14 protein-coding genes and 1 pseudogene are annotated in these 11779 nt (G+C 34.1%); 3 read left to right on the top strand and 12 right to left on the bottom strand.

The annotated features are described in order from the left end of the window. Window positions 1-23: 23 nt before the first annotated feature. The 5 genes from dnaJ to FYC62_RS07045 all read right to left on the bottom strand — a co-directional run bounded on the left by dnaJ (window position 24) and on the right by FYC62_RS07045 (window position 3957). On the bottom strand, window positions 24-1181 hold the full coding sequence (gene dnaJ / locus FYC62_RS07065; protein WP_149074453.1) for a molecular chaperone DnaJ: 1158 nt from the start codon (window positions 1179-1181) through the stop codon (window positions 24-26). A gap of 87 nt (window positions 1182-1268) precedes the next feature. Further along, entirely contained in the window at window positions 1269-1832 is a 564-nt protein-coding gene (locus FYC62_RS07060; RefSeq protein WP_240534850.1) for a nucleotide exchange factor GrpE, read from the bottom strand. A gap of 165 nt (window positions 1833-1997) precedes the next feature. Then, window positions 1998-2678: a cell division ATP-binding protein FtsE gene (locus tag FYC62_RS07055; RefSeq protein WP_039448511.1), complete on the bottom strand. Its 681-nt coding sequence runs from the start codon at window positions 2676-2678 to the stop codon at window positions 1998-2000. Window positions 2679-2682: 4 nt separating this feature from the next. After that, complete coding sequence (locus FYC62_RS07050; protein WP_026902478.1) at window positions 2683-2886, bottom strand: hypothetical protein; 204 nt, start codon at window positions 2884-2886, stop codon at window positions 2683-2685. Window positions 2887-2934: 48 nt separating this feature from the next. Next, window positions 2935-3957, bottom strand: a complete 1023-nt coding sequence (locus tag FYC62_RS07045; RefSeq protein ID WP_149074451.1) for an acyl-CoA reductase — start codon at window positions 3955-3957, stop codon at window positions 2935-2937. Window positions 3958-4051: 94 nt separating this feature from the next. Here FYC62_RS07045 and FYC62_RS07040 point away from each other — a divergent pair, with 94 nt between their 5' ends. Then, window positions 4052-4405 (top strand): 4Fe-4S dicluster domain-containing protein, encoded by a 354-nt coding sequence (locus tag FYC62_RS07040; RefSeq protein WP_039448519.1) that lies wholly within the window; start codon window positions 4052-4054, stop codon window positions 4403-4405. Between the two features lie 33 nt (window positions 4406-4438). On the opposite strand, the gene FYC62_RS07035 is transcribed toward FYC62_RS07040, so the two are convergent. Further along, window positions 4439-4918 (bottom strand): universal stress protein, encoded by a 480-nt coding sequence (locus tag FYC62_RS07035; RefSeq protein ID WP_237612878.1) that lies wholly within the window; start codon window positions 4916-4918, stop codon window positions 4439-4441. Window positions 4919-4960: 42 nt separating this feature from the next. Here FYC62_RS07035 and FYC62_RS07030 point away from each other — a divergent pair, with 42 nt between their 5' ends. Both FYC62_RS07030 and FYC62_RS07025 read left to right on the top strand, forming a co-directional pair. Beyond that, entirely contained in the window at window positions 4961-5623 is a 663-nt protein-coding gene (locus tag FYC62_RS07030; RefSeq protein WP_240534849.1) for a C40 family peptidase, read from the top strand. Window positions 5624-5814: 191 nt separating this feature from the next. Next, window positions 5815-8175, top strand: coding sequence for a hybrid sensor histidine kinase/response regulator (locus tag FYC62_RS07025; RefSeq protein WP_149074450.1), 2361 nt, complete (start codon window positions 5815-5817; stop codon window positions 8173-8175). 2 nt (window positions 8176-8177) lie between these two features. Here FYC62_RS07025 and FYC62_RS07020 read toward each other — a convergent pair whose 3' ends face one another. From FYC62_RS07020 to FYC62_RS06995, 6 genes and pseudogenes are all read right to left on the bottom strand, one after another. Beyond that, window positions 8178-9074, bottom strand: a complete 897-nt coding sequence (locus tag FYC62_RS07020) for a WD40 repeat domain-containing protein (RefSeq protein ID WP_205943818.1) — start codon at window positions 9072-9074, stop codon at window positions 8178-8180. 35 nt (window positions 9075-9109) lie between these two features. Beyond that, window positions 9110-9697: a bifunctional phosphoribosyl-AMP cyclohydrolase/phosphoribosyl-ATP diphosphatase HisIE gene (gene hisIE, locus FYC62_RS07015; protein ID WP_039448533.1), complete on the bottom strand. Its 588-nt coding sequence runs from the start codon at window positions 9695-9697 to the stop codon at window positions 9110-9112. A gap of 2 nt (window positions 9698-9699) precedes the next feature. Continuing rightward, a complete protein-coding gene (locus FYC62_RS07010; RefSeq protein WP_149074448.1) occupies window positions 9700-9999 on the bottom strand; it encodes a type II toxin-antitoxin system RelE/ParE family toxin in 300 nt (99 codons plus the stop codon). Continuing rightward, window positions 9996-10235 (bottom strand): hypothetical protein, encoded by a 240-nt coding sequence (locus FYC62_RS07005; protein ID WP_149074447.1) that lies wholly within the window; start codon window positions 10233-10235, stop codon window positions 9996-9998. The genes FYC62_RS07010 and FYC62_RS07005 overlap by 4 nt, the downstream gene beginning before the upstream one ends. 26 nt (window positions 10236-10261) lie before the next feature. Continuing rightward, window positions 10262-11016 (bottom strand): annotated as a pseudogene (gene hisF / locus FYC62_RS07000) (imidazole glycerol phosphate synthase subunit HisF). 12 nt (window positions 11017-11028) lie between these two features. Then, window positions 11029-11778, bottom strand: a complete 750-nt coding sequence (locus FYC62_RS06995) for a 1-(5-phosphoribosyl)-5-[(5-phosphoribosylamino)methylideneamino]imidazole-4-carboxamide isomerase (protein ID WP_149074446.1) — start codon at window positions 11776-11778, stop codon at window positions 11029-11031. Window position 11779 lies beyond the last annotated feature (1 nt).

The following is an 11779-nucleotide window of genomic DNA, read 5'->3' as shown; positions in this document are numbered from 1 at the left end:
TTCGCTTTTTAGATTTTTTGATATTACTCAAAGTATTCTTTCATCCTGTCGAAGAAACTTTTCTCATTCTTTCCAGGATTTGGTTTGAAATTTTCAGAAGCTCTTAATTTTTCTAAAAGCTCTCTTTCTTCATTGTTTATGCTTTTTGGTGTCCAGATGTTAACTTGTATCAACTGGTCTCCTTTGTGGTAAGAATTAACTTCAGGTATACCTTTGCCTTTTAGTCGGAGGATTTTTCCGCCTTGTGTACCTGGTTCTAATTTAATTCTTGCTTTACCGTCTATGGTTGGTATTTCTACACTTGTACCTAAGGCAGCATCTACAAAGCTTACATGTAAATCGTAAATAATATTGATGCCTTCTCTTTTTAAGGTTTCATGGGGCACTTCCTCAATCAAGATAATTAAATCTCCTGGTACACCTCCACGAGGGGCCGCATTACCTTTGCCGCCCATGCTTAATTGCATACCTTCACTTACACCAGCTGGTATATTGATGCTGATAGTTTCTTCGCCTCTGGTAACACCATCGCCATGGCAGGTGTTACATTTAGAAGAAATGGTAGAGCCCTCGCCATTACAAGTAGGGCAGGTGCTGGTTGTTTGCATTTGCCCTAAAATGGTATTGGTAACTCTTCTTACAGCGCCACTTCCACCACAAGTTTTACAAGTACTAAAAGAGCTTTTATCTTTAGCTCCAGTTCCGTCGCAAGTATTACAAACAACTTGTTTATTAACCTTAACCTTCTTTTCTACGCCATTAGCAATTTCTTCTAAGGTGAGTTTTACTTTAATGCGTAGGTTACTGCCACGTTGTACTCTTCTACCGCCACGAGACTGCCCTCCGCCACCAAAGAAACTATCAAAAGGACTACCGCCACCAAATACATCTCCAAATTGGCTAAATATGTCTTCCATATTCATACCACCACCGCCATAGCCTCCGCCAAATCCTCCTTGCGCACCTGCATGCCCAAATTGGTCGTAACGCTGGCGTTTCTCCGGATTACTTAATACTTCGTAAGCTTCAGCCGCTTCTTTAAATTTATCTTCAGCCGCTTTATCATCAGGGTTTTTATCTGGATGATATTTGATAGCCAACTTTCTGTAAGCTTTTTTTATCTCATCAGCAGATGCGCCTTTTGAAACACCAAGTATATCGTAATAATCTCTTTTACTCATGTATTTATTTGTTGAATGATTGAATGATAGATTTTAAATTATTGAAAAGTGTTTATTCACTTAAAAATCAATCCTTCAAAATTTAACTTATGCTCCAACTACTACTTTAGCGAAGCGTATTACTTTGTCATTTAAATAATATCCTTTTTCTACCTCATCAATCACTTTTCCTTTTAAATCATCAGAAGGGGCAGGGATATTGGTGATAGCTTCATGTATTTCTGCATCAAAGGGTTGACCTTTAGCTTCCATTTCTTTTAAGCCTTTTTGCACCAATAAAGATTTTAGTTTGTGATGCACTAAATTAACACCTTCTTTAACAGGTTCTATTTCTTGCGCAGTTTCCATAGCTTTAGCTGCTCTTTCAAAATCATCAAGAACAGATAATAGAGAGACAATTACATCTTTACCAGCAGTTTGCAATAAGTCTATACGCTCTTTAGTGGTTCTGCGTTTGTAATTATCAAACTCTGCATAAAGTCTAATATATTTATCGTTTAAAGAAGCTACTTCATCTTTTAACTTATCTACTTCAGAGATTTCTTCGCTTTCAATATTTTCTTCAACTTGGTTTTGTCTGGCCTCGTTTACTTGCTCAATTTCTTCTCTTACTTCTTTCTCTGCCTGAGATTCTTGTGTATTGTCTGTCATTTTGTTAGTATCTTGATTTTCCACAGTCTTCTTTTTCTTAAACATATTATAATTCTAATATTTTACCGAATTACCAAAACTTTGCCAGATGCAAAAAAACAGTCAAGCTGTCAGTTCTGTTTTTAGCAGAATTACATTTTGGCTGTTTTAGGTATTTACTAATGCTTAAACGGTAGCGTCTTCAACTACTTTACCGCTTTCACATTTGATAATTCTTGAAGGGAAGGTTCTAATAATGTGATAATCATGGGTAGCCATTAAAACTGCAGTTCCAGACTGGCTAATTTGCCTCAATAATATCATAATTTCTTCTGATGTTTCTGGGTCTAGGTTGCCGGTTGGCTCATCTGCTAAAATCAACTCGGGGTCGTTTAACAAGGCTCTTGCAATAACTACCCTTTGTTGCTCGCCACCAGAAATTTCATGTGGCATTTTCTTCATTTTACTACGTAAACCAACTTTTTCTAAAACATCCTTAATTCTTTCTGCAATTAAGTTTTTGTCTTTCCAACCGGTTGCTTTAAGTACAAATTGAAGATTTTCTTCTATGGTACGGTCTGTTAATAACTGAAAATCTTGAAAAACAATACCCAGTTTTCTTCTTAAAAAAGGCACATCTTGTTCTTTAAGGCTCTTTAGTTCAAAACCTACGGCATGTCCATCTCCGTTAGCGATATGTAAATCGCCATAAATAATCTTAAGCAAACTACTTTTTCCGGAACCGGTTTGTCCAATAAGGTAAACAAATTCGCCTCTTTTAACTTCCAGATTTACACCAGAAAGTACCAAGTGCTTTTGCTGAAAAATATCAATATTATTAAGTTGTATTACCGTATTCCCAATCATTTTGTTAGATATCTAATTTAAGAATCTGCCCAAAAGGCAAATCCTTTACCATATTCATTATATATTCTGCTTTATCTCCTAAACCTATCTTTTCTAAAGATTTATCCGGTCTATCAATTCTAAAATAAGCAAGAAGGGTAAATTTCTCGTCACGTAGTTGTACGTAATCCGGTATTTTTGCCACTCCTTTTACTTTGATCACATACATAGTTTCAAAGTTAAAATTTTTTGTTTGCTGATGGTGGTTATTTTTAAATCAATTTAAGGCGGCTAGAAACTTCATGGTATCAATACCATCGGCATAATCCCAAAGCTTTGGCTGCTGGCTTTCTCCAAAGCTAGCTTTAGCATTCGGAATATCTAAATTTAAATGAGTTATAACTACCTGTATCTGCTCGCTTTTTTCCTTAATATAAACTTCTGCGGTTTTTAAATCATCATATTCTTCAAAATATAAAACAGAAAGGGGAGAGCTTAATTGCTCATTTCTGGTTAACAATAAAAATCCATTATCTAAATGCTCCACCTTGTTTACCAGATAGATAGATTTATTATAGTCGTAATTGTTTTGGTATTTGTGATGATTGATAATGGTGTTGTATTCTTCTATCGCTTCAAAAAACGGGATAAAATTATAGTCTTTAGGTACTAAAACTTTAGAAACGTTACGGCATCCTAAACCATAAAAATCCAAAATGTCTTTTCCCAAAGCTTTAAGTTCTGTTTCAGATTCATTACCAGATAAGACAGCAATGCTATTTCTATTTTTTCTGATGATATGCGGTACTTTAGAGAAATAATATTCGAAATATCTGGAAGTATTATTACTTCCGGTAGCAATGATCGCATCAAAATTCTCTAACCTGTGTACAAAACTGATTTGAGACTTAAATTCAGGTTCAATTTCTATCAATTTGTTTAGGATGTAAGGAATCAGCATATCATCCTGAGAAGATAATTTGATGAGTGTATGATGCCCGGCCAATAACACGCAAATAATGTCATGAAAACCAACCATAGGGATATTTCCTGCTAAAACCAACCCTATTTTTTTAGCACTCGTATTAAATTCATAATTATTGAGCCAATAAGCAAGGTCTTCGGTGTTTAAAGAACTCGCTACAGCTTTAACAGCATTGCTAACTTCACGCTCTGTAAACCAGCCATTTTTATTTTTGGCTTGTAAAATAAGCTGTTGTAATTGCTCATCTGGTTGAAGCATGTAAGCTCCTAATGTCACCAAAGCCTCAGCTTTTTTCTCTTTATTAAAATTAGACATAGATTTTAAAACTCTAATACTGTAAATGTGTTATATTTGCAGCTTAATTTTGGAAGACACAAAACTACGTTTAAGACTGAAGATATTATAAGATATGGCTATTAAAATTACAGATGAGTGTATAAATTGCGGAGCATGTGAGCCTGAATGCCCGAATAATGCTATTTACGATGCCGGACAACCATGGAAATTTTCTGAAGGAACCAGTTTAAAAGGTATTATTGATTTTGGCGGAGGGGAAACGCTTGACGCTGATGAGGTACAAAGCGCAATTTCTGATGAAGTTTACTATATAGTTTCTGATAAATGTACAGAATGTAAAGGTTTTCATGATGAGCCACAGTGTGCGGCAGTTTGCCCGGTAGACTGCTGTGTGGATGATGAAGACGTTAGAGAAACTGAAGAAGAGCTATTGGCTAAAAAGTCCTGGTTACACCAAGAAGGTTAAAAAAAATCCGGCATCAAACAATGCCGGATTTTTTTATGATTTAGTAGGAACAATTAGAACTGGGCATACAGAATGTCTGCCAATGTTTTCTGCTACAGAACCTGCAATAAAATGGCTTAATCCCGTTCTGCCATGTGTACCTAAAACTATTAAACTTGCGTTGAAACTTTTTGCGGTATTGATAACTTCGTCTGTAATATTACCTTCCAGAATAAACTCGCTAACCGATAAATCCTGTGCAAACTCTTCTTTAATTTTGTTTACTAGGTTAACAGCGCTTTCTTTTTGTATATCTAAAATATTTGGAATAGAAATTCCTGGGTCGCCCAATAAAGGGTCGGCTGCAATATTTGCCGTTACCGGAAACTCATTTACGTGGATTAAACCAACCTCAGCACCTAGCTTTTTTGCTAGTGCGAAACCATATTTTGCAGCGTTATAAGAATATTTACTATCATCAACTGCAATTAAAATTTTCTGAAAAGTGGCGAAATTTTCCATGATGTCGTTCATTTGTGTTAATTTACATAAAATTATTTCTACATTATAATTTTTATGGACAAACAGTTTGCTATTGCTTTTTTATCCGTTGTGCCAGTAAGGGCAAACGCTTCTCATTCCTCAGAAATGGTTTCACAAGTTTTATTTGGCGAGACCATGCAAGTGCTTGAGCAGGAAGACCATTGGCTAAGAGTAAAAACTTTTTTTGATGATTACGAAGGTTGGATAGATGAAAAGCAGGTGAAGTTTTTGGATAATCATTTGTTTGATAAACTCAACCAGCATACGCAGTTTTTAACTTTAGATGTAAACACACTAGCTTTAAAAGGAGCGCATAAAGAACCAGTTTACTTATGCGCAGGTAGTTTATTGCCTTTTTTTGAAGATGGGAAATGTAGTTTAGATGAAGAGCAATATCAAATTATTAGTAGTAATGTGATGATGCCAAGTGCTGATGATTTTGCTGGTGATGTAGAAGAAATATCGAAAAGATTTTTAAATGTTCCTTATTTATGGGGCGGAAGGACGCATTTTGGTATAGATTGTTCTGGTTTTACCCAAATGGTTTTTAAAATATTGGGTAAAAAAATTAAAAGAGATGCTTCTCAGCAAGCAGAACAAGGTACTTTGGTTAATTTTCTTACTGAAGCTAAAGCTGGTGATTTAGCCTTTTTGATAACGATGAAGGAAGAATCACCCATGTGGGTATCATGCTGAATAACAGTCAGATTATACATGCATCTGGAAGGGTGAAAATTGATTTTATTGATAACCAAGGAATATTCTCTTCTGATTTGAAAAAGTATTCTCATAAGTTGAGAATAATTAAAAGATATCAAAACTAAATATTGCTTTCTAAGTTTATAAAGGGTAAATTGTAAATAAGCTCATTTTATAAACGTTAACTTTTGCGATTTTTAACTCTCATTTTCTTTTTCTTGAATATTGCTGTGCTTCAAGCTCAGGTAATTTTACAGCCAAATAAATTACCAGAAAAAGCTTATATCACTACCTATGCTAGTATTTTAAATGTTGGTGATCAGCAATATACCATCAATCAAATCATAAACCAAGAAGGTAAGCTCCCGTTTCAACGCATAAAAAATAATGAAGCTAGTTTAGGTTTCACCAAAGACACTTATTGGGTGAAGTTTGCTGTAAAAAATAATACAGAACATGAATTGATGTATTATTTAGAAACAGCCGAACCTGTTACAGATAATGTGAATCTATACTTGTTTAAAAGTACAGACACTCGAAAATATACTTTACAAAAAAGTGGAGATAATATAGATTTCTCAGAGAAAAGTATTAAAAACAGGGCAACTTTATTCAAGATAGAATTAATGCCTCATGAAGAGAAAACGGCTTATTTAGAAGTTATTAACGATGGCGAAAAGAATAATCTGCCACTCATTCTCATCAGTCAGGAAAGTTTGTTACAAAAGGTTTACCATGAGCAAATCATTTTTGGTGTTTTTTATGGGATACTTTTACTAGTTTCTATTTTTTATCTCTTTTTTTACTTTGCACTTCAAGACAGATCTTTCTTATATTATTCTGTATATGTGATATTTGTTGCGCTTTGTCACTTTTCTTTAGATGGCTATTATCATCAATACTTAAGCTCAACAAATTCGTGGTTTTCGCTTCATGCAGTTATTATTTTCGCCATTTTAGGTTCCTTCTTTTTTGGAAAATACACCGAAGACTTTCTTAACATTAAGAAGTATAATCCGCTATTACATCAGTTCTTTAAAATTATTTATATAGCCTTGGCAGTAGTTTTAGTTGGGGTTTTATTAGTTCCTTCTTTTTTAGAGTTTTCGTACCCCATAGTTAACGTTTTAACCCTAATAGGAATGTTATTGATTTTGGCTTCTGTAATAAGCTTAAACGTTAAAAAGCAACCTATTGATGTGTTTTTTACTTCAGGCATAGCCATATTGTTCTTGAGTTTTACAGTTGCTATTTTATTGAATTTTGGAGTTTTATCTCTAGGGATTGATAATGTTACTAAGCTAGGAATTGGTTTAGAGGTGATAGCGCTTTCTTTATCGATGTCTAACCGTGTCAGGTTGTTAAAAACAGATAGAGAGAAATTACAAGCTATTGCATTACAACGTTCGCAAGAAATGAATGAGGTAAAATCTTATTTCTTGTCTAACATGAGCCACGAATTGAGAACGCCTCTAAATGCTATTTTGGGTATCGCAAATTCATTGGAAGCAGAAATAAAGGATGAAAAAGTAAAGGAAAAGATGGAAACTATCAAATATGTTTCTGATAGTTTGATATCATCTGTTAACGATATATTAGATTTTTCTAAAATAGAAAAAGGCGAATTACAATTACAGAAGACTAAGTTTGAGCCTCTTAAAATCTTAGAAAAATTAAAGTTTAATGCTGCTATACAGGCAAAAGATAAAGGCCTAGCATTTGAGTTTATAAAGCCAAAAGCTGCTGACTTAGCTGTGATAGGAGACGAAGCTCGTTTAAGCCAAATCATCAATAATATTCTTAACAATGCTATAAAATTCACGATTAAGGGGGGTGTAAAATTCATCGTGGAGTATGCAGTTATAAACGAGAAGTTGAATCTTGCTATCACCATAAGTGATACCGGAATTGGGATAAGTCAGGAGAAAATAAATACAGTTTTTGATATGTTTACTCAGGTAAATATTGATAACAAGCGAAAATTTGGCGGCTTTGGTATTGGCTTATGTATTGTAAAAGCTTTGGTTGATTTGCATGAGGGTGAAGTAAGCTTAGAAAGTACGTTAAATGAAGGTACAACTTGTAAAGTATTGTTAAGTTACCCGTTGGCGCCACAAGAAGCTAAAGCAATAAATTTATTTCCATCAGATAGCCGAGATTTATTAGGTAAAACAGTTTTAGTGGTAGAGGATAATCAGTTAAACCAAATGGTTGTGAAAATGATTTTGAAGAAGTGGGCTAATACCACGGCTTTATTTGCTGCTGATGGTGCAGAGAGTTTAGAAATCCTTAAAAATAATGAAGTAGATATCATATTAATGGATTTACAAATGCCAGTGATGGATGGTTACGAAGCTACTGAAGCTATAAGAAACAGTAGGGCTGGTGTTCATTATAAAGACATTCCTATTATTGTATTAACTGCCGATGTGATGGAGAGCACTAAACAACGAGTTTTTGAATTAGGTGTGAATGATTTTATGACCAAGCCAGTAGACCAACACGTTTTATATGAGAAAATTACTACGCAATTATCTAAAGTTGGATAGTCTTAAGCCGTAAAATCCCAAACTTTTACTTGTTTATCATCACTTACAGAAATGATATATTTTCCGTCTGATGACCAGCAAGCATCGTTTACAGACAGTCGGTGTCCGGGTAAGCCCTTATCAATACTCAAATTTTTAAATAAACTTAAGTCGTCTGTTCTCCAAATCTTGATAGATTTATCTCTGCTACAAGTTATAAAATAAGGTAGGGTAGGATGGTAAGCAATTTTATAAATGGCAAATAAATGAGCCGGAAAATTATGTTCGCAAGCCCAATTCTGGGTGTGCCAGCTTCTTAAATGAGCATCTCTAGAACCTGTTAGCAAAAAGCGGTGGTCTGGAGAGAATTTTACTGCGCCAACACCCATGCTATGTGCTTCAAATTCGTGTATAAAAGTGTAATCCTGAAGGTTATAAATCCTTACTGAATTATCATTAGAAGCTGTTACCAGATAATTTAAAACATCGCTAAAATCAAAAGCTCTTATTTTCTCATTACCTGATTTAAACTGGTGTAATATGCTTTTATCTGTAAGAGAGATAATGAAAATACTTCCATTATCTGTAGAAACGATGAGTTCTTCTTTAACAGGATGATATTTGATATGGAAAATAGCAGCTGCTAGAGGAATTGTTTTTAAAAGTTTGGTGCTTGTTAAGTCAAAGAATAAAAGTGTACCATCATTACAACCAGCAATTAGTAATTGCTGAGTAATTACAATTTCTAAAGCGTAAATAGTGCTTTTAACTTGATTGAAAATACGGTTATGCTTTTGGCTAACTAAGTCCCACTCAACAATTCCTTTATCATTACCTGCGGTATATACTAATGGAAGCTTTGGATGACTGATGACGGCATAAACTGGGTTATTATGGCCTTCTAAAGTATCTACTCTCATCATTTAAACTTAAATCATAAAACAGTATCTCACGTCTATTTATGTCTGCCTTCTAGGTTTTTAGCAATATCTTCTAGCGTGAAGCCTTTTTCTTTTAAAAGAACCAAAAGATGGAAAACTAAATCAGAAGATTCGTTTATAAAATCTGCATCTGTTTCTGCTAAAGCGGCAATTACGGTTTCTACACCTTCTTCGCCAACTTTTTGTGCAATTTTATTTAATCCTTTTTGGCGTAGTTTATTAACGTATGATTCTTGACTAGGGTTATCGTACCTATCTTTAATGATAGCTTCTAGTTTAAAGATGAAGTTTTGATTATAATCAGTAAAAAAGCAACTTCTAGAACCTGTATGGCAGGTTGGTCCAACCGGGTTAGCTTTTATTAAAATGGTGTCTTTGTCACAATCTATACTGATAGATTTTACAAAAAGAAAATTTCCGCTTTCTTCACCTTTTGTCCATAACCTATTTTTTGAACGAGAAAAAAAAGTGACTTTTCCTTCTTGCTCTGTTTTTAAATAAGCTTCTTCATTCATGTAGCCTAACATTAAAACTTCTAATGTTTGCTCATCCTGAATTATTACTGGCACTAAGCCATCGCTTTTTTGGAAATCTATTTTCACTATTACTGAAATTTTAATTTTTTTGGATTTTGTCTCGTGTCAAAAATTCTTAGGATAATAATCTGTTTGTTTTCATGACCGTAAATCAAACTATTATGTTTTGTGATGACACATTGTCTAAACTGTTGTTCTTTATGAATTATAGGATACAATTTAGGGTTACTGTCTATGAGTTGTATTTGATGCTCAATTTCATCTAAAAAATGGGTAGCAACTTTAATATTCCATTTTGATACAAGGTATTCTAGGATAATGGATAAATCATTTTCAGATTCAGGAGACCAAACTATCTCATTAATCATTTATAGATTTTTTTTAGTTTATCCATTACTTCATTATGCGGTTTCCCTTTACCTGATTTTACAGATTCTATGGCATCAAAAATCCCCTCTTGTTGCTCTTTTGTTAGCAAATCCCATTGTTTAAGATCTTCAGAAGTTGCTTCATTTTGCGAAATAGCAATTAGATTTAAGTCTGCTAAATTTTGTAATAGCCTTTTAACTTTTGGATTTAATATTTCTATTGTGATGGATTCCATTACTTAAAATTACTAAAAATTAGCTCTTATATTCTTACCGCTATGTTATTTTGTTTTAATAAAGCCTTCAATTCTGGAATTAATATCTCGCCATAATGAAAAACAGAAGCAGCTAAAGCTGCATCAACATCAGATTTTTGAAAAACATCTATAAAATCTTGTTCATTACCGGCGCCACCAGAAGCTATAACAGGTATGGTAACCCTATCATTAATTTCTTTTAGGAGGATATTATCAAAGCCAGATTTTGTACCGTCTTTATCCATGGATGTTAATAATATTTCGCCAGCACCTCTACTTTCTGCTTCCTTTATCCAGTGTTGTGTTTGTATTTCTGTAGGAATTCTACCTCCATTTAAATGAACAAAATCTCCCTGAGGCAAATGCTTGGTATCAACAGCTAAAACCACAAATTGTACGCCGAAAGCATTGGCTAATTCATTAATTAATTCTGGTCTTCTTACAGCGGCAGAATTGATAGATATTTTATCTGCACCAGCATTTAAAAGGGCTTCAGCGTCTTTTAATTCACTAATACCACCACCTATAGTAAAGGGAATGTTAACTTGACGGGCAACCGCTTTAACCATATCTAAAGTGGTTTTCGCTTTTCGTGAGTAGCGGCTATATCTAAGAAAACCAACTCATCTGCACCTTGTTGAGAGTATTGCCAAGCCAATTCTACAGGGTCTCCGGCATCTCTTAAATCTATAAAATTTACGCCTTTAACCGTTCTGCCGTCTTTAACGTCTAAACAAGGGATAATTCTTTTACTTAACACGATATTTTGGGCTTAAAGCGAAGTAAGCATTTGTAAATTCCAGTTTTTAATTTCTTCTATAGAAATTCTTCCTTCATAAATGGCTTTACCTACCACGCAAGACTCAATCTTAAATTCATTTAATTCTTCAATATCAGCCATAGAGCTAATACCGCCAGAAGCAATTAATTTAATGAAAGGAGAGTGGGCTAATAGTTTTTTGTATAAATCTACTCCGGCGCCACCTAGTTTTCCGTCTTTATTAATATCGGTACATAAAAATCTAAAGAAACCTAGTTGTAAGCATCTATCCACATAATCCATCAATTTAATAGGCGAGCTTTCCATCCAACCGGAGTATTTGATAACTTCATCCAATACATCTATAGCAACCACAACTTGGTCAGAACATTTGGTTTTATTACAAACTTCTTTGCTTAGCTCTTCTAAAAAAGTTGGGTTTGTAATAGCTTGCGTACCTACTATAACACGATGAATACCAGAGTCTATTAATTCTTTTACTTTTTCTATGCTTCTAACACCACCACCATATTGTACCTTCATGTCGGTTTTTTTAATGATATCAAAGAGGTATTGCTGATTAGAGAAATCGCCTTTTGCGCCATTTAAATCTATGATATGAACAAACTCGGTACCGTTAGATTGGTAAGTTTCTATTTGTTCTTCTAAGGATACTTCATACTGAGTTACCTGGTTATAATCGCCTTCGCGAAGTCTAACTACTTTTTGATTTAAAACGTCTACTGCAGGAATGATATACATC

It is taken from the genome of Pedobacter aquae (assembly GCF_008195825.1).
Classification (GTDB): domain Bacteria; phylum Bacteroidota; class Bacteroidia; order Sphingobacteriales; family Sphingobacteriaceae; genus Pseudopedobacter; species Pseudopedobacter aquae.
This window is presented reverse-complemented; position numbering and strand designations above follow the sequence as displayed.